The sequence below is a fragment of the Chitinophaga sp. genome (assembly GCF_017745275.1).
Taxonomy (GTDB): Bacteria; Bacteroidota; Bacteroidia; order Chitinophagales; family Chitinophagaceae; genus Chitinophaga.
This window is the reverse complement of the sequence record NZ_JAGHZS010000001.1, coordinates 750,674-769,337: the sequence shown is the minus strand read 5'-3', so window position 1 is coordinate 769,337 and position 18,664 is coordinate 750,674. Positions and strand designations below refer to the sequence as shown.

General features: G+C 45.1%; 15 protein-coding genes. 7 read left to right on the top strand and 8 right to left on the bottom strand.

Going from position 1 to position 18,664, the window contains the following annotated elements:
• Positions 1-33: 33 nt before the first annotated feature.
• Entirely contained in the window at positions 34-606 is a 573-nt protein-coding gene (locus J7623_RS02965) for a hypothetical protein (RefSeq protein ID WP_291916988.1), read from the bottom strand.
• A gap of 170 nt (positions 607-776) precedes the next feature.
• On the opposite strand from J7623_RS02965, the gene prmA reads away from it, so the two are divergent.
• The 3 genes from prmA to J7623_RS02950 all read left to right on the top strand — a co-directional run bounded on the left by prmA (position 777) and on the right by J7623_RS02950 (position 3,279).
• A complete protein-coding gene (gene prmA, locus J7623_RS02960; protein ID WP_291916986.1) occupies positions 777-1,601 on the top strand; it encodes a 50S ribosomal protein L11 methyltransferase in 825 nt (274 codons plus the stop codon).
• A gap of 118 nt (positions 1,602-1,719) precedes the next feature.
• Positions 1,720-2,361, top strand: coding sequence for a glycerol-3-phosphate 1-O-acyltransferase PlsY (plsY, locus tag J7623_RS02955; RefSeq protein WP_291916984.1), 642 nt, complete (start codon positions 1,720-1,722; stop codon positions 2,359-2,361).
• Between the two features lie 111 nt (positions 2,362-2,472).
• Positions 2,473-3,279: a M48 family metallopeptidase gene (locus tag J7623_RS02950; protein ID WP_291916982.1), complete on the top strand. Its 807-nt coding sequence runs from the start codon at positions 2,473-2,475 to the stop codon at positions 3,277-3,279.
• 105 nt (positions 3,280-3,384) lie between these two features.
• On the opposite strand, the gene J7623_RS02945 is transcribed toward J7623_RS02950, so the two are convergent.
• Together J7623_RS02945 and J7623_RS02940 are read right to left on the bottom strand one after the other, a co-directional pair.
• Positions 3,385-4,338 carry a hydrogen peroxide-inducible genes activator gene (locus J7623_RS02945; RefSeq protein ID WP_291916980.1) on the bottom strand — a complete coding sequence of 318 codons (954 nt, stop codon included), beginning with the start codon at positions 4,336-4,338 and terminating at the stop codon, positions 3,385-3,387.
• A 177-nt stretch (positions 4,339-4,515) separates the two neighbouring features.
• The gene (locus J7623_RS02940) at positions 4,516-5,844 is read right to left on the bottom strand and encodes a hypothetical protein (protein WP_291916977.1); all 1,329 of its coding nucleotides are present in this window, start codon (positions 5,842-5,844) and stop codon (positions 4,516-4,518) included.
• A gap of 186 nt (positions 5,845-6,030) precedes the next feature.
• Between J7623_RS02940 and J7623_RS02935 the strand changes: the two genes are divergently transcribed.
• From J7623_RS02935 to J7623_RS02925, 3 genes are read left to right on the top strand one after another with little or no spacing between them, the layout of a single operon-like run.
• Entirely contained in the window at positions 6,031-6,768 is a 738-nt protein-coding gene (locus tag J7623_RS02935; RefSeq protein ID WP_291916976.1) for a glycosyltransferase family 2 protein, read from the top strand.
• 14 nt (positions 6,769-6,782) lie between these two features.
• Entirely contained in the window at positions 6,783-7,580 is a 798-nt protein-coding gene (locus J7623_RS02930) for a class I SAM-dependent methyltransferase (RefSeq protein ID WP_291916975.1), read from the top strand.
• 34 nt (positions 7,581-7,614) lie between these two features.
• Positions 7,615-8,409: a PHB depolymerase family esterase gene (locus J7623_RS02925; RefSeq protein WP_291916974.1), complete on the top strand. Its 795-nt coding sequence runs from the start codon at positions 7,615-7,617 to the stop codon at positions 8,407-8,409.
• A 171-nt stretch (positions 8,410-8,580) separates the two neighbouring features.
• Here the strand turns inward: J7623_RS02925 and J7623_RS02920 are convergent, their stop codons facing one another.
• The 4 genes from J7623_RS02920 to J7623_RS02905 form a co-directional block, all read right to left on the bottom strand.
• Positions 8,581-10,011 (bottom strand): efflux transporter outer membrane subunit, encoded by a 1,431-nt coding sequence (locus J7623_RS02920; protein WP_291916972.1) that lies wholly within the window; start codon positions 10,009-10,011, stop codon positions 8,581-8,583.
• The gene (locus tag J7623_RS02915; protein ID WP_291916971.1) at positions 10,004-13,144 is read right to left on the bottom strand and encodes an efflux RND transporter permease subunit; all 3,141 of its coding nucleotides are present in this window, start codon (positions 13,142-13,144) and stop codon (positions 10,004-10,006) included. The genes J7623_RS02920 and J7623_RS02915 overlap by 8 nt, the downstream gene beginning before the upstream one ends.
• 32 nt (positions 13,145-13,176) lie before the next feature.
• Entirely contained in the window at positions 13,177-14,295 is a 1,119-nt protein-coding gene (locus tag J7623_RS02910; protein ID WP_291916970.1) for an efflux RND transporter periplasmic adaptor subunit, read from the bottom strand.
• A 136-nt stretch (positions 14,296-14,431) separates the two neighbouring features.
• On the bottom strand, positions 14,432-14,854 hold the full coding sequence (locus tag J7623_RS02905; protein WP_291916969.1) for a hypothetical protein: 423 nt from the start codon (positions 14,852-14,854) through the stop codon (positions 14,432-14,434).
• Between the two features lie 276 nt (positions 14,855-15,130).
• Here J7623_RS02905 and J7623_RS02900 point away from each other — a divergent pair, with 276 nt between their 5' ends.
• The gene (locus tag J7623_RS02900) at positions 15,131-17,296 is read left to right on the top strand and encodes a DUF5977 domain-containing protein (protein ID WP_291916967.1); all 2,166 of its coding nucleotides are present in this window, start codon (positions 15,131-15,133) and stop codon (positions 17,294-17,296) included.
• 78 nt (positions 17,297-17,374) lie between these two features.
• Here J7623_RS02900 and hemL read toward each other — a convergent pair whose 3' ends face one another.
• Positions 17,375-18,661 (bottom strand): glutamate-1-semialdehyde 2,1-aminomutase, encoded by a 1,287-nt coding sequence (gene hemL, locus J7623_RS02895; protein ID WP_291916965.1) that lies wholly within the window; start codon positions 18,659-18,661, stop codon positions 17,375-17,377.
• Positions 18,662-18,664: the final 3 nt, after the last annotated feature.

The window sequence follows — 18,664 nt, the reverse complement described above, 5'->3', positions numbered from 1 at the left end:
AATAGCTTTTTGCTTTCAGCTTTATGCCTTCTGCTATCTCTTAGTAAGTTGTTCTACCCGGAAAGTGCTTTCTCTGAAAATCTCTTTGCCACTGTTCATGCGGAATACGCGATAGTTGTTGCCCTGGATAGGTTCTGCAATCATTTTGTAGATGGGCTGCACCGCCTTTGTCATGCGGTCAATTACTCTCAACGAGCCCGCCGCCAGCAGATCGGGCAGTATTTCTTCCACATAAGGCAACATAATACCACCATCTTCTGCCCATAGCATATTCATTTTGCCGGTACTGTAGTTGAAGTCTTTGTTGGTACTGTCTTCCAGGTAGCAGTAGGCTTTCAGGAAGTGATTCCCCATATCAATGGCATTCAGGCGGGAAAGCTGTACGCTGTTGAATACTCTATTGCTGTACTTTGCATTCCGGAGCGTGGTGTCCATGGTAACCATATAGTCGCGGAGATGACTGCGGTCAAAAATCAGTATTACATTTTCGGTCTGATACACGATAGAGTCAGCGATGGGTTCCAGCGGTTGGCGAACTTTAATCACCTGGGCCATACCGGACAGGGATAATACCACGCCGGCCAGCAGGAGGAATAGTGCTTTCATAGGATATTTTATATTATTTATTAATCAAATATAAGAAGCAGAAAGGAGAAAGCAAAAAGCAGAAAGCTATTGAGGCGATTGATTAAAGCAGAAAATAATCTTCGCTCTCATCAATCGCCTCAATAGCTTTCTGCTTTTTGCTTTCTCCTTTCTGCTTACCTTTGTAAGCTATGTCTTATATTGCTATTACAATGCGTACAGGTGCAGAACAGTTTGACCTGTTGATTGCGCAGCTATCGGAATTGAATTATGAAGGTTTTGAAGAACAGACCGATCATTTGATTGCCTATATTCCTGAAGCTGATTTCGAGGAGGCTGCCTTGCAGGAAATCCTGGGTACTCACGGCGTCACCTATACGAAGGAAACGATTTTGCCGGTGAACTGGAATGCCGTGTGGGAAAGCAACTTCGAACCTGTTCAGGTAGATGATTTTTGTGGTATCCGGGCAGATTTTCATCCGCCTTTTACACCAGCGCCTACCTATGAAATAGTGATTACGCCCAAGATGGCCTTTGGCACCGGGCATCATGCCACCACGGCATCCATGATTAAGCTGATGCAGGATATCGATTTTTCCGGCAAGAAAGTGTTTGATTTTGGCACGGGAACCGGTATTTTAGCGATCCTGGCAGAAATGATGGGAGCCGCCACTGCAGATGCTATCGACTATGATGAATGGGCGGTTAACAATACCGAAGAAAACATTTCCGCCAACCAAATGCGTAAAGTAAAAGTTTGGCAGGCGGATCAACTTGATGCTATTACCGAAAAATATGATATATTGCTGGCGAATATCAACTGTAACATCTTATTACGGTTTATGGGAGATATGCATCGCCTGATTGTACCTGGAGGCAAATTACTGTTGAGTGGCATTTTACCAACTGATGAGCCCGTTATTGTAGCTGCGGCAGAGACCCAGGGCTTTAAAAAAGAACGCAAAATAGAAAAGGACAACTGGCTGGCCCTGCAATTTGCAGTCCCTGTATCATAATAGATTAAAAGTTACATATAAAAAGTGTTGATAATCCAACTTTTGTGTTACAATCTTTTCTAATATTGTCACTATTTTAACACAGAAATTGTTATCTTAGCATTCCTAACTTGTAGTGATGGTAGAAATTTTATTGCTTATTTGTGCTTATCTGATTGGATCTGTTCCCACAGCTGTCTGGGTAAGTAAAGGCGTTTTTGGTATGGATATCAGGGAGTATGGTAGCGGCAATGCCGGTGCTACCAATACTTTTAGGGTACTGGGCCCCAAGGCTGGTACATTTGTAATGGTCGTAGACATGCTGAAAGGTGTGTTAGCCGTGCGCTTAGCTTATCTGGCTCCTTATTACCACGATCCGGCGAACCTCACACAGCTGGTGAATCTTCAGATAGGACTTGGTCTGGCTGCCGTAGTTGGCCATATTTTCCCTATTTGGGCAAATTTCAAGGGTGGTAAAGGTATTGCCACTTTATTTGGTTTGGTACTGGCCATTCAGCCGCTGGTAGCGTTATGCTGTGTAGGAGTTTTCTTAATGATCCTGTTTTTAACAAGATATGTATCATTGAGTTCCATTATTGCCAGTATTGCCTTCCCGATATTGATTTTGTACATTTTTAATGAACCAGAGATATTTTATCGCATCTTTGCAATAGCGGTAGCGCTGATGGTGGTATTAACCCACCAGAAAAATATTACACGGTTATTGAAAGGAGTGGAAAGTAAAGTACCGTTGTTTAAGAATAAGAAAGATAAGAACTAGTAAATAGTTATATTAGAAAAAGCATCAAGCAAAAAGCCATGGCCAACAAAATTGTGCATGCTTTTTGCTTTTTGCTTTTTGCGTTTAACGCACTTTTAAATTAATGCTCCCATGAAAAAGTATGTTTTGTTCTTTACTGCTAGCCTTGCTATGGCGGCATGTACACGTGTCCCCATTACTGGTCGCAGTCAGCTAAATCTCCTGCCTGAAAGCACTATGCAGTCTATGGCGCTGCAGGAATACCAATCATTTTTATCCTCCAATAAGGTAGTGGCTCAATCAACCAGTAAAGACGCTGAAATGGTCAAAAGGGTAGGACAGCGTATTGCCAACGCCGTTACCCGGTATATGACCCAAAATAATATGGGTAGTGAAGTCGCTAGTTACAAATGGGAATTCAACCTCGTTGATAATAAAGAAGTGAACGCCTGGTGTATGCCTGGTGGTAAAGTAGTGGTATATACAGGTCTGTTGCCCGTTACACAAAATGAAACAGCACTGGCCTGTGTAATGGGACACGAAATAGCGCATGCTATTGCCCGCCATGGTAACGAGCGTATGAGCCAGGGATTGGTAGTACAAGGTATACAGGTGGCAGGCGCTGTAGCCCTGAACAAGAATCCTACTGCAGTCAACCTGTTTAACCAGGCTTTTGGTGTAGGGGGTAATTTAGGTATGCTGGCGTTTTCCCGCGGCAATGAGCTGGAAGCAGATCACCTGGGCGTGATTTTCATGGCCATGGCCGGATACAATCCACAGGAATCTATTCCTTTCTGGACCCGTATGGCGAATATGAGCAATGGACAAAAGCCACCAGAATTTTTAAGCACTCACCCAAGTGATGCTACCCGTGTACAGAAATTACAGCAACTGATGCCGGAAGCAATGAAATATTATACACCGGCTAAAAAAGCATAAAGCATAAAGCTGAAAGCACAAAGCTATTAAAGCGAATGACCAGAGCGTATGAGTAATTCAATACTCGCTCTGGTCATTCGCTTTAATAGCTTTAAGCTTTCTGCTTTACGCTTTATGCTCCTCCAATATTTCTATTATTTTTTTATTCTTCTGTGCCTTCATTTTATCCGGTACATGCACCAGGATTTCTTTCTTAAAGGCTTCTATCAGCGCCTGTTTAATGAAGTGGCGATGTGTTACCAGGCTGATTTCCCTTACCGGCTCAGGGGCCTTAAAATAACGTACCATATTCAACTGGCGGGTAGTTAGGTCCTGTAAGGACAGCTCCGGTAAAATGGTATAACCTTCGTTGAGATCTACCATTCTTTTCAGCGTTTCCACACTGCCGGTGTTGTATTCCAGGTTTTTGTTGTCTCCCATAGTGAATTTATCCTTACAGATATTCAGTACCTGGTTGCGCATGCAATGCCCTTCATTCAGTAACCACACTTCTTTAATATCCAGTTCTTCTGCCTTCACTATTTTTTTCTCAAATAATGGGCTGCTTTTCGAGGTGTATACCACAAACGATTCATAGAACAGCGGATGTTCTTCCAGGTGTGGATTATGCAGGGGAGTAGCCAGCAAACCGCAATCCAGCAATTCCTGTTTCAGTTGCTGCATAATCTGTTCCGTAGGATATTCCCAGATCTCCAGTTTTACCTTTGGGTATTTCTTCATAAATCCGGTGAGAATACGGGGTAGCAGGTATGGCGCCAAGGTAGGGATAATGCCTACTTTCAGGTTACCCTGTACTTCTTTTTTCTGGTCGGCAATGATTTCGCGGATGCGCGCATTTTCCTTGATGATAATCCTTGCCTGTGCGATTACCGACACACCAATTTCTGTAGGGACTACCGGTAATTTGCTACGATCAAACAATTTAATGCCTAGTTCATCCTCCAGTTTTTGTATCTGCATGCTGAGCGTTGGCTGAGTCACAAAGCACTTCTCCGCTGCCATGATAAAACTTCTGTAAGTATCTACCGCAACAATATACTCCAATTGAACTGTTGTCATGTTCCTCTAATTGATGGGGCAAAGGTATCAATAAAATCTATAGGAAAAACTTAAAGCAGAAAGCGCAAAGGAAAAAGCCATTGAGGCGGATAACTACTTCGCATACTAACACGCTTAGGTTACTCGCCTCAATGGCTTTTTGTGCTGTTTTAAGCTCTTTCCGGTGCCTTTCGCCGCCTAGAATATTCTGTATCTATACTTGATTTTTTCTGTATTGGTGTACAGCTCACGGATGTTGATAGACGCCTGTATTTCGCCTACTGCTTCCGTTTTCAGGTTTCTGAACTCTGCCTGTTTGGTATCGATAATACTTTTATCTGCCAAACCATTGTCCTGTGCAATTTTCAGCGAGCTGTTTACTTTGGTATAGTAAGAATCCAGCAGGGTGAAATACTCATTGTACAGATTTTCAAATCGTTTGGTTTGTAATACCAGGTCTTCCAGCTGGTTGTTTACTTCTTTCAGGGAAGAATTTTCGCGAAGCAGGGATTCATAATCGATCCGTTTGCCTTTGGAATATTTTTCTTCCAGTTTATTGAAGTAGTCTACTACTTTTTCTTTTTTGAAGTCAATGAAATATTCATTCATGGTTTGGCTCAGGCTCTGATTGCCTTTTTGCGGCGCCGGAAACTTCATGGAAGTAGCAGTGAACGACAGGTGATCAAACAGGTTGTCCTGCAGGAGACTCAATTGATCTTTGTTAAAGTTCAGGCCATATTCGAACTTCTGGTTGGCATCATTTAATGCAGTATAATATACAACGTATTTGTTGAGCTCCTTTTCGAATTCCTGTAATGACTTCTGATTAATCTGTTTGTTATTTACGCTCACACTATGCAGGAAGTTCATCACAGAATTGGCGATGGCCAGCGGTGGCGTAAGAGAGGTAAAGCTTTGGAAGATAGGACTGTTGATGATCGACTTGGTAGATTCAACAATCTTGGAATTCTTCTCACTTTTATCTCCTTTATTCTTGAGAATGATTTTTTCTACCAGTTCTACGATACGGTCGCTCAGGGAAAACCCGAGTGCTTTACTTTCCGGGTTGTTGAGGGAAGTAATGAACACATCCAGGTTGTTGGTAGTAGTACGTGACTTGAGATCTATTATTTTTTTATTCAGCAGGTAGTAAGTTTCGCTGGCATTGATAATATTATTCTTGATCAGGTCATATTTGGTCATATTATCGAAGTCCTTCCCCTGCAGTAACGCTTGAATAGCGTTAGAATTCTGCTTGTCATTATCTGTAATCCGTTGTACTTCTTCCAATAATTTACGAATGGTGGTATCCTGGGTTTTGATGACAGGGGCAACGGTTCCTTTCAGTTCCGGATCCTGTGCATACGCCGTCTGGAGTGTAAAAAGTAAAACAAGAGGTGCTGATATAAATTTAATCCATCCTGTAGCAAAGCATCTTAGGGCCAGATGTACTAACGGTAACGACTCATCGGGCTTGTGTGTCAAGCGTTTAGCATGCTTCATTTCCGTTGGTAGGTGTTTTAACATGTTGTTTTTGCTTTTTGTTAACAAAAATTTAAGAAAATATGATGCCAAAAACATCATCATGCAAAGATAAATAATTAATAACAGTTAAAATTAAATCATGATAGGTGGTGAAATAATGGTTTTCAATGATATATTTTTAATTATCGACAGGTGACTTACCTTTGCGTCCAAATTTGATCCGCTTTCATGCTGAATAATAAAAAGATTGTGGTTGTATTACCGGCCTACAACGCAGCGCTTACGCTGGAAAAAACATTCCGGGAAATTCCATTTGAAATAGTTGACGATGTGGTATTGGTAGATGATGCCAGTAAGGATGAAACCCTGGAAGTAGGGCGACAGCTGGGTATTAAGCATCTGATTCGTCACGACAAGAATAAGGGTTATGGCGGAAATCAGAAATCCTGTTACAACAAAGCGTTGGAATTAGGAGCTGATATTGTAGTGATGCTGCATCCCGACTACCAGTATACGCCTAAGCTGATTATGGCAATGTGCAGTATTATTGCCAACGATGTGTATCCGGTGGTATTTGGATCCAGAATCCTGGGCAAGGGCGCGCTGAAGGGTGGAATGCCGATGTATAAGTACATATTTAACCGTTGTTTAACATTGGCCCAGAATATTCTGATTGGCCAGAAGTTGAGTGAATATCATACCGGTTACCGTACTTTTTCGGCAGAAGTGTTACGTAATATCAACTATAATGTTGACAATGACGACTTTGTTTTTGACAATGAAATGGTGTCTCAGATATTTATGAAAGGATATGATATTGCAGAGGTAACTTGTCCTACTAAATATTTCGATGAGGCTTCCAGTATCAATTTCAAGCGCAGCGCTATTTATGGCCTGGGTGTATTAAGGGTATCCCTGCAGCATCGTTTGCATATGTGGGGTTTGATGAAAGGAAAGATTTACTAAAATTAAGATAGTCAGTGGGTTTAGCGCAACAGTATAATTTAGCGGGAAAGTATCTGAAGTATTTTTTTACTTCAGGCAATCGTCATGATGTACATTCACCTTTTGTGTATGCACTCATAGAGGATGTATTGCTGGACAAAAAGCAGCATGCTGCTTTCCGGGAGATAGAACAGTTGCGCAAACAATTACTGAAAAGTGAGGAAACACTCCAGGTAACCGACCTTGGCGCTGGTTCCCTGATATCAGCCGGTAACGAGCGCCGCGTCCGGGACATTACCCGTTACGCCGCCAAACAGCCTAAATTCGGGCAGTTGTTTTACCGGCTGATACAATACCTCCAACCAGGCAGAATCCTTGAATTAGGGACTTCTATGGGCCTTTCTACGGCGTATATGGCTAAAGCGGCCCCACATGCCCGCATTTACACCATCGAAGGTTGTCCTAATATTGCAGCCCGAGCCGCTAAAAATTTTGAAGCCCTGCATATCAAAAACATTGAGCAAATCACCGGCAACTTTGATACGGTACTGCCTGATGTATTAAAAAAAATGCAGTTACCCGACTGGGTTTATATAGACGGGAACCACCGCAGGGAGCCGACGCTGGCATATTTTGAACAATGCCTGCAGTTTGCCGACGAGTATTCCGTTTTTATATTTGATGATATCCACTGGACCCCAGATATGGAAGCCGCCTGGCATACCATTCAGGATCACCCGCAGGTGACCATGACTATTGACCTGTTTTTCATTGGGTTGGTATTTTTCAGGAAAGATTTTAAAGTCAAACAACACTTCACACTGAAATACTGATTTTCCGGTAGTATATTAGGTACAAAATTCTAATATGCGTTATCTGAAAAGCTTTCTCCTTGGCTGCCTGCTCCTGGCTGGTATAGTAGCGGCTGCACAGGATCTTCCACAGTATACTTATCAAACGTTTAGCCGTAAAGGTGATGTACTTCGCTACCGTTTGCTGTTACCGGCAAACTATGATACCAATAAAAAATATCCGCTGGTTATTTTTCTGCATGGGGCAGGGGAAAGGGGTACCGATAACAATGCACAGTTGCTGCATGGCGGCGATATGTTCCTGCGTGACAGTATCCGCGCCAAGTACCCGGCTTTTGTTCTTTTCCCGCAATGTCCGCCGGATCAGACCTGGGCGCCAATGAAGTTTGATCGCGACAGTAGCGGTAAAGTTATCCGTGGCGATTTCCCGCTCAATGAAGGCCCGACACCGCCTACTGCCCTGCTGAACTCTCTGCTGGATAGCTTACTGGCCAGTGGAAAAGTAGATACCAGGCGGGTGTATATAGGTGGTTTATCGCTTGGCGGTATGGGAACTTTTTATATGATCAGCACCCGGCCTAAAACATTTGCGGCAGCATTTCCGATTTGCGGCGCCGGCAATGTGGCCGAAGCCCACCGTTTTGCGAAGAAAGTGCCTGTATGGATTTTCCATGGAGGAGAAGATAAGGTAGTACCTACCGAAGCTTCACGTGCCTACGACGCGAAACTGAAAGCGCTGGGAGCAGAAGAGAAGTATACCGAATATGCCGGCGTAGGTCATAATAGCTGGGACAATGTTTTTGTAGAACCGGGGTTAATGACCTGGATATTTTCCCATAAGAAGAAATAACTGGAATTTTGGCTTGTCCGGGATTAAACTGGTTATACTGATTTTTATTTTTTGATTTTGAAAGAATTTGGATCTTTTTGGAAGATTTAAACGAATTTATCTTCTCATATCTTTTAAAATCGAAAAATAAAAATCAGTATAACCAGTTTAATCCCGGACAATACAAAAGCCTTAGCCCCCTCCAAGCGCCCGGTACAGGGAAACCATTCCCTGGTAAACGTTCCGGCGGGTAGTAACTAACGCCAATTCAGCCTCCAGTACATTTTTTTGTGCAGTAATCACTTCCAGGTAGTTGGCGTACCCGGTAGTGAATAATACATTGGCCGTTGACACGGCTTCCTGCAATACCAATACCTCCTTGTTTTTCAGCGCAAAGGCCTGTTGCTGGTTATCCACTTTATTCAGCGCAGAAGCAATTTCCTGGTATCCATTTACAATGGCCTGCTGATAATCGTAGAAAGCCGTAAATGCACCGGCGGTGCTGATATTATACTGTGCCTTTAGTTGTTTTTTATTGAAGACAGGGGCCATTAAGCTCCCTGCTGCGCCCCAGGCAATGGATGCGGGCGACTGAAACAGCAATCCTGCTTTAAACGCATTGAACCCTGCATAAGGCGTAATAGTAAAGGAAGGGAGGAAAGCTGCCCTTGCTGCTTTTACATCTGCTTTAGCGGCCTGTAATTCCAGTTCCGCCTGTTGTACATCCGGACGTTGCAGTAACAAATGGCCGGGAATACCCTGCTGGATAGCGCCGGGTAATGTTTGTAATTCTTTCGGATGACTGCGCGTAATCGTTTGTGGCAGGCGTCCCAATAAAGCATTGAGTTGGTTTTCCAGTGCAGCAATTTCCTGTTTTACCCCAAATTCCAATGCCTGTGTACTGAGCAGCTGTGCGGTAAATTGTTGTACTGCCAGTTCTGTAGCACGTCCGCCGTCTTTTTGAATATGTACAGTGGCAACAGCAGTTTCCTGCAGCTTGATGTTACGTTGTATGATAGCGAGTTCATTGTCCATCGCTACCAGTTCGTAGTAGAGGCCGGAAACACCCGCCACTATTTGTGTGGTGAGCAGTCGGCGTCCCTGCTGGCTACCCAGGAATCGGGCATAGGCTGCCTGGCGCTGGCTTTTGAGTTTGCCCCAGAGATCTATTTCCCAACTGCTTCTCAGGCCTGCGAAGTACTCGGGCGTAGGGCCCGGAATACGTTGATCTTTATTAATGTTAGGCGACAGGTTGGTATCAAAATTACCGACGCCATTGAGGGTATAATCCGCATATTTATCTACACCAGCAGACAAGGCTACGTTGAGCGTTGGCAGCCACGCATTTTTTGCCATCATCAGGTTGGCTTGCGCGGTAGTAACACGCTGCGCGGCAGACAGCAGGTCGAAGTTCCGATGCAGTGCAGTATCGATCAGTGCCCGTAAATGCGGATCACTGAATACCTGCGAAAAGTGTTGAAGAGAAAGGGTGTCTCCGGTGGAAGTGGAGCTAACGGGAACGGTAATACGTTCCGGTAGCTGCACTTCCTTTTGGGTGCTGCAAGCCATGGCCGTAGTGGCCAGGCAAGCGTATAATGTATATTGATAAATACGTTTATTCATTTGTGTAAACTTTAAGTGAAACCTTTTTCTGAGGGATCATAGATGCAAATAGTACATACAAGCCGGGGATGATGATGACCCCGAAAATGGTACCGATGAGCATACCTCCTGCGGCGGCAGTACCAATGGAACGGTTGCCCATGGCGCCTGCGCCTGAAGCAATGCAAAGTGGAATCAATCCCGCAATAAAAGCAAAGGAGGTCATGAGAATGGGACGTAAACGGGATACTGCGCCTTCTTTTGCCGCTGTTAGTACGGTTGCGCCATGTTTATTTTTCAGGATCGCAAATTCCACGATGAGGATAGCATTTTTCCCCAGCAATCCAATCAGCATCACCAGGGCTACCTGTGCATAGATGTTGTTTTCCAGTCCCAGTAATTTGAGCGATAAGAAGGCCCCGAAAATCCCGGCAGGCAGCGATAATAGTACCGGCAATGGCAACAGGAAGCTTTCATACTGTGCTGCCAGCAACAAGTACACGAATACGAGTACAATCATGAAAATATAAATCGCCTGGTTGCCGGAAAGAATCTGCTCCCTTGTCATACCACTCCACTCATAGCTATATCCACGGGGTAGTTCTTTGGCGGCTACTTCCTGTACGGCTGCAATGGCCTGGCTGCTACTGAAGCCAGGTTTGGCGTCACCATTGATCATAGCGGCGGTGTACATATTGTAGCGGGTCAGCTGCTCCGGTCCGTATACGCGTTCCAGTTTTACAAAGTCGGAGTAAGACACCATTTCGCCCCGGTCGTTTTTTACGTAGAGGCGTAGCAGGTCATCTGGTTTGGTGCGGTAATGCGGATCCGCCTGCACCATCACTTTATACATTTGTCCGAAACGGATGAAGTTAGAGGCGTAGAAGCTGCCCATTAAGGTTTGCAGGTTATTCATCGCATTTTCTATGCTCACGCCTTTCTTGGCTGCCATGGCCTGATCCACATGAATCAGGTATTGCGGAAATTCCGCGTCAAAACTGGTGAAAGCACTTCCTATTTCTGGTCGTTTTTTTAATGCATCGATGAACTGGTTAGTGATTTGGGCAGTTTGGCGTAAGTCGCCGCTACCGCTTTTATCCAGCAACCGTAATTCAAACCCGCTGGAGTTACCGAAGCCAGGAACGGTGGGCGGTGGGAAAAATTCAATGCTGGCGTCGGCAATATCAGCGGTGAGTTTTTGCAGTTGTTCGATAATGTCTTGTACGGATGCCTTACGCTGATCCCAGGTTTTGAGATTCACCATACCCATTCCATAGGAGGCGCCTGCTACTTCATTGACAAGGCTATAGCCGGCCAGTGTAGATACAGATTCTACTTCGCCCAGTTTGGCGGCGATGGCCTGTACCTGGTCCAGCACTTCTTCTGTACGCTCCACGGTAGCGCCGGGAGGCGTGGTTACGTTTACGTAGATCATTCCCTGGTCTTCCGTAGGAATGAAGCCCGAAGGCAGGATGGCGCTGATGCCCCAGGTAGCAGCGAAGAAAAATATAAGGCAGGCCAAAGTAATGAGTCTTCTGCCGGCGATGAAGCTGATCAACCTGGCATATTTATTTTCAGTGGCGTTGTAGCCTTTGTTGAAGCTGTTGAAAAACCGCTGCAGGAGATTCTTTTTGCGTGGTTTACCATGCGTATCCTTCAACATGATAGCGCAGAGTGCAGGCGTTAGCGTTACGGCATTGATACCGGAAATAACAATAGAAATGGCTAATGTGAGGGAAAATTGCCGGTAGAATACGCCCACCGGACCGGATAAAAATGCTACCGGAATAAATACCGCCGACATTACCAGTGTGATGGCTACCAATGCACCGCTAATTTCCTTCATTGCCGCCAGCGTGGCTTCCAGGGGCGGAAGATGCTCTTCACTCATTTTTACGTGTACGGCTTCTACTACTACAATGGCATTATCTACCACAATACCAATGGCCAGTACCAGTGCAAAGAGTGTGAGCAGGTTAATAGAGAAGCCCATCATCTGCATAAAGGCCAGGGTACCAATCAGGGCTACAGGCACGGCCAGCGCAGGAATGAGGGTAGAACGAAAATCCTGCAGGAATATAAATACTACAATGAATACCAGCAGGAATGCTTCAAACAGTGTGCGCACTACTTCATGAATAGATGCATCGAGGAAGCGGGATACGTCGTAGTTAAAGTTGAAGGTCATGCCGGGCGGGAAGGAAGTATTTTTCATTTCTTCCATTTTCGCCTTCACGTTGTTAATTACTTCGCGGGCATTGGAGCCGGGACGTTGTTTGAGCATGATAGACGCAGAAGGTTTTCCATCTGTTTTGGATACCATGCTATAAGTGAGTGAGCCAAACTCAACGTCGGCTACGTCTTTGAGGTGAAGTACAGAGCCATCTTGTCCGGCGCGGAGTACAATTTGCTGGTATTGTTCCGGTTCAAAAAATTTACCGGTGTATCGTAAAACGTACTGCAGCATCAGTGGATTTTTATCGGAGCTTTCGCCGGTTTTACCGGGGGCGGCTTCGATATTTTGTTTGCGGATAGACTGGATGACTTCATCGGCGGAAACGTTGTAAGCCAGCATACGATCGGGCTTCAGCCATACGCGCATGGCGTATTCCTTGGCCCCCATGATTTCTGCACGACCTACTCCGTCAATACGTTTCAGTTCCTGGAGTACGTTGATATCTGCAAAGTTGTAGATGAATTGTTCATTCAGCGTGGTGTCTTCACTCATAATATTGAGGTAGAGCAGCATGCTGTTTACCTCTTTTTCCGTTGTCACACCGGCTTTAATTACTTCTTCCGGTAATTCATCAATAATGGTGGCTACCCTGTTTTGTACGTTTACGGCTGCCTGATCGGGATCTGTTCCTACCTGGAAAAATACCTGGATTACGGTGATCCCGTCGTTACTGGATACAGACGACATATACGTCATACCGGGTACGCCGTTGATAGCTCTTTCCAGCGGGGTAGATACCGCCTTGGCCGATACTTCCGCGTTGGCGCCGGTATATTTGGCCGTTACTGTTACGGAAGGCGGCACAATATCCGGGAATTGTGTCACTGGAAGGGTGAACAGGGCCAATAAGCCTACCAGTGTGATAATAAGCGATATGACCAGTGATAGCACCGGTCGTTTTATAAAAGTGTCAAACATTGGTTCCTTGATTTCGGCTTAAAAGCGCGTGATTATAAAGTCAGTAAACTATCCATAGGCAGGCTGCGCGGGGCAATTTCGATGCCGTCGCGGATGTTGCGTACGCCTTCACAAACGATTCGTTCACCGGGTTGCAGACCGGATTTCACGATGTAGAAATGTGCAAAGCGGGCGGCCGGAATAAAGTTTTTCATCTTCACTTTATTGGCGGCATCTACTACAAATACGTAGTTTTTGTCCTGCATTTCGAATACTGCTTTTTGCGGAATAATTATGGCGCTATCCATTTCGGTGGTGAGCCGTACTTTACCGCTGGCGCCGTGTTTAAGGAGTTTGGATGGGTTGGGAAAGCGTGCCCTGAAGGCGATAGAGCCGGTGTTTTCTTCAAATTCTCCTTCTATGGTTTCTATGTGGCCCATGTGATGATAATCGGAGCCATCTGCCAGCACCAGTGCTACCTGGCGGTAGCTGTTATCGCCTTTGGCTAATGCTTTGTTGTATTGGAGATATTCTGTTTCTGATACGTTGAAGTAAGCATATATTTCACGTGTATCCGATACCGTAGTAAGCAGGGTACCTTCACTGATAAGGCTTCCTTTTTTCAGTGGGATGCGGTCAATGATCCCATCGAAAGGAGCGCGGATGCTGGTGTACGACAGGCGCATTTCGGCATTGTCGGCAGCAGACCGGGCTTCTTCGATTTTAGCCTGAGCCGCTGCCAGCTTGGCTTTGGCAACCTCCAGTTCAGAGGCGGCCACTACTTTTTTATCCACCAGCATGGTAACGCGGTCCAGTTCCAGTGCGGCCGCTTTGCTTTCTGCGATCATGCTGCTCAGTACTGCTTTTGCTTTAGTGAGTTCGGCGCGGTATTCGGCGTCGCTGATGCCGAAAAGCAATTGGCCTTTTTTAACTTCCTGGCCTTCATCGATGTATATTTTATCGAGGAAACCGTTTACACGTGCACGTATTTCCACGTTTTGCACTGCCTGTATATCTGTAACGTATGAGCGGTGCAGGATGGTATCTTTGGTAACCAGTACGGTAACTGGCAATGTCTTTAAATCTTCTTTATTAGTACTTTCTCCTTTGGTGGCACAACCAGCCATAAAAAGGGCGATCAGCGATGTAAGGATCCCTGTATATTGACGCATAGCAATAAAATATTGATCCCGGTTTTACCGGAATTTGTGAATACAACACAGTAAGATGCTATTCCGCGGTGATAGCAGAAAAGGCAGGCATCTCCCTAAAAAAAATTACAAATGAAAAATGGAAAAGGTAGTGTATTCAGAAAGGGGTAAACCGGAAGAGGAATGAGTAGTACGCTGGCAGAAAGGACTTCTGACGTTCGTATTCTCCGGTTTTGTTAATAGGAATATATATGCTGCGTGCAGTATTATCTGCATCGAGGTATACGATACGGGTGGCGGTACTTACCTGTGGCGCAGTGGAGGAAAGATACCAGCGGGTTTTACGCCGGTGTTTCGTAACCTGCCATACATCAGTGCCGTCATCATCTGCTTCCAGTTGTACCGGAAGTTTATGGATGAGATTTTCTAATTGGTCCTGCTGCGTTTGCTGGATGGCGATATCGCGCAGCATTAAATGGCGATGTGCTGAAAACACAGGCGTGACACCGGTTACCAGCTGTAGGCACAGCAGGAAACAAATGGTTGTCCAGCGTTTTAATATGTGCAGGCGTTCGCTCATTGAGCCACGAAAATAATCGTTTTAAATTTATTTGTCCGTTAGTTTATTGTAAAGGAAATATTTTTGGATAACCGGTAATGAGATTATTTTTCCTGATACCTGTTGATAAACCTTTCCAGTAAAAAAATGTGGAAAAGAAGTTATCATTATATTGAAATACTTTTTTAACTTGTAGCTATTGTTTGTGGAGATTGACTATTCTTAACCTTAACCCCATTATTCTTTTCCAGACTGCATTTTAACCCGAATCCTTAACCAATATTAATCCCTGTTTTGATGAAAAAATTTATTGTTAGTATCCAGTTAGTACTGGTAGCCTGTTTTGTTTTATTTGCCTGGCATTGTAAACGCGAAAATGCAGCAGGTAGTGTTAGCCCCCCGGCCCAGGTACAATTGGTGCCCAGAACCAATCCTTTTTCCCTTAGTAATATGAAAAAGGTGATGGCTAAACTGAAGGCGGAAGGTCCCAAAAGTGGAAATGCCCGCGCTACGTTTGATCTTACGGTGTATTCCCAATATGTTTATTATCGCATAGATCCTACCAATATGACGCCTGAGCAGCTTAAGTATTTTGAAAACAGCAGCGGCTCAAAAATGATGGATTTTCCATTTGGTAATGGTGCGGTATATGGTGATTCCTCACTGACAGAAGCTAATATTCAGCAATTGCGGGATGGCAAGTTATATGGGATCACTCCGGTAGGGGATACATTATTAAACAAGCTACCCACCTTTACCAGTTTGCAGTATCAGGCGCTGGATACCATTTTGTATGTCCCCGACAGCGATAGTGGCGTTGTTAGTATGGCAATGCGGGAAGCGGGTTTCAGTCCGCAGTTATTGGGCATCTGTTTGTTTAAAAAGCCGCATGGCCAGGTGCGTTACCAGGACACGGAACGTAACACCATGGAGCCGGTAAGGCGTGCAAGAGTGTGGGCACTTGTTTTTGGCATTCCTGTGTCTACGGAAACAGACGATAATGGGTATTATGAAATCCCCTACAGATTTAGTTTTGGTACCATAATGGGGGTCATGTTCAGTAATTACCGGGTGGATTTGAAGCCGCTCACTACCACCAGTACCACCGTTGGCAGTGTGTTGGCGATTCTGAAGGACTTCCTGATTGGTCCTAATTATATTTACGGAGGGGTGGGTAGTTGTGCGATGCGCGACAACAAAAATTTTGACTTTTACGGGCATACCAAACAACGTTATTGGTCGCAAATCCTGAACGCTTATTCATATCATGACCAGTATTGCGCACAGGAAAATATTCCGGCAGCGCCTGGCCATATGGTATGTTATGCTGTGTGGAGAAGCGGTGGTAGTGCATTTGGAAATATGAGCACGCCATTGTTTGGGCATGTTAATTTTGGTACAGGTGTCGTAGAAAAAGTATTAAATGGCATGTGGGGCGGCAACGTTAATCTGGCTACCCAGTTTCCCAGCTTGCTTGGCTATATGAATGTACTTATCCCAGACATGATTATCAACGTTGGCAGTGATGCGGAACCATCTTATTATAGTTCACAATTATCACAAACGCTGTTTCATGAGCTTGGTCATGCGTCGCAGTTTAATCAGGTGGGTAGTTCCTGGTATCTGACTTTAATAAACGCCGAGATCGTGACCCAGCCGGCAAGCTCAAATCCATATGGCTCCGGCACCGGAACAGATGCGGGTGTAATGGCATTGGCTGAGTCATGGGCGCAATACATCGGAACTAATTTTGCCCTGCGCAGATATCCTGCAGGCTTTATGAAAGCAACTGATCCTTTTGCAGGCAATACTGTAGGTCAATTGTATTCCTTATCGACATTAATTGAGGGAGAGAAATACTTTTTTGGAGCTAAATGGATACCGTCCGGGATGTATCATGACCTGGCAGACGGGTCAAATGCTGCAGAGCCATGGGATAATGTATCAGGTATAACTATCCGGCAGATGTATATGGCCTTTCAACCAAATGTTCTAACCATTTGTGCCTATAAGAGCAAGTTTGCAAGTGATAACCCTACCGTTGGTTTATGGTCTGTTTTTGATCAATATGAACCTATTTGTGGCACCAGGTTTTTGAGTGCCGCTATTAATCAGAACTATACAAGGAATAACTGTAGTGTACAGCCGGGAGGCTCGGTATTGGTGAATTTGCCGGCAGGTGCTTTTTCATCAACAATATCTGTGGCAGATGCAAATGCGCAGGCACAGGCTTATGCGCAGGCATACGCCAATCAGAACGGTACCTGTCCATGCGTAACCTGTACCGGTCCTTCCAAAAAATGTATCAATGGTGTTTGCACGCTAGGTTCAAAAGAATATACAGCATCACAGTGGGTAGGGGGATCACCGGGAAGATATAAGTGTACGTACCATTATGAGTGGCCTGATGGTACCAGAAGTCAGGATTATACAGAATATAGCGAATGGCAATGTGCCCTTTAATTCTTTCGGGAAAATAATAAAAGGCTGTCTCAACAGATGAGACAGCCTTTTCCACTCAGCACAGGATTGAATTGTTAACTATTTGATAGCCTGCATAGCTGATTTAGCTGCGGCGATGGTTTTGTCGAGATCTTCGGTGGTGAGTGCATTACACATGAACCAGCTTTCAAAAGCAGAAGGTGGCAGGTATACTCCACGTTCCAGCATGGCGTGGAAGAAGCGTTTGAATAACTCATTATTGGCGGCAGAAGCAGCGGAGAAATCCACGATAGGATATTCCGTGAAATGTGCACTCAGCATAGATCCTATGTGGTTAATGCTGTGTACAATGCCTGCGGCGCCAAAGGCTTCTTTTAATCCATTTACCAGGTAGCTGGCTTTTTCTTCGAGTTGCTGATAGATAACAGGATTATTGTTGAGCGTTTGCAACAAGGTGTATCCGGCAATCATGGCAATCGGGTTACCACTCAGGGTGCCCGCCTGGTATACTTTACCGGCAGGGGCCAGGTTTTCCATGATAGCTTTCGGCCCTGCTACAGCGCCTACTGGCATACCGGCACCAATAATTTTTCCGAAGGTGACGAGGTCGGCTTTGATGCCCAGTAATTCCTGTGCACCACCACGAGCCAGCCTGAAGCCGGTCATTACTTCGTCAAATATGAGGAGGATATTGTTTGCATCGCAGATCTTGCGCAGTCCTTCCAGAAAGCCTGGTTGCGGCAGAATGCACCCCATGTTGCCTGCTACCGGTTCTATAATAATGGCGGCGATTTCAGCGCCTTGTTCAGCTACCAGTTGTTCTACTGCAGGTAAATTGTTGTAAGGGGCAGTGAGGGTATCTTCGGCTACGGTAGCGGTTACACCGGGAACAGATTGAATACCCAGCGTAGCTACGCCGCTGCCGGCGCTTACGAGGAACGCATCTGCGTGACCATGGTAGCAGCCTTCAAATTTGATGAATTTGTTACGGCCGGTATAGCCTCTTGCCAGTCTGAGGGCTGTCATACAAGCTTCTGTACCGGAGTTCACCATACGCACCATGTCAATATTAGGCACCATGGATACAATCAGCTCAGCGATCTTAATTTCCAGTTCAGTGGGTGCACCAAAAGAGGTAGAGTAGGTAGCATATTCCTGGATGGCTTTAACAACCGGCTCATAAGCATGGCCAAGGATCATAGGGCCCCAGGAATTGATATAATCGATATAAGTGTTGCCATCTACATCGTACATGTAGGCGCCCTTTGCGCGTTCCATAAAGATGGGTGTGCCGCCTACACTTTTAAATGCCCTTACGGGAGAGTTAACACCGCCGGGAATTACCTGCTTTGCTTTCCCGAATAACATTTCACTTTTGCTGTACATCTG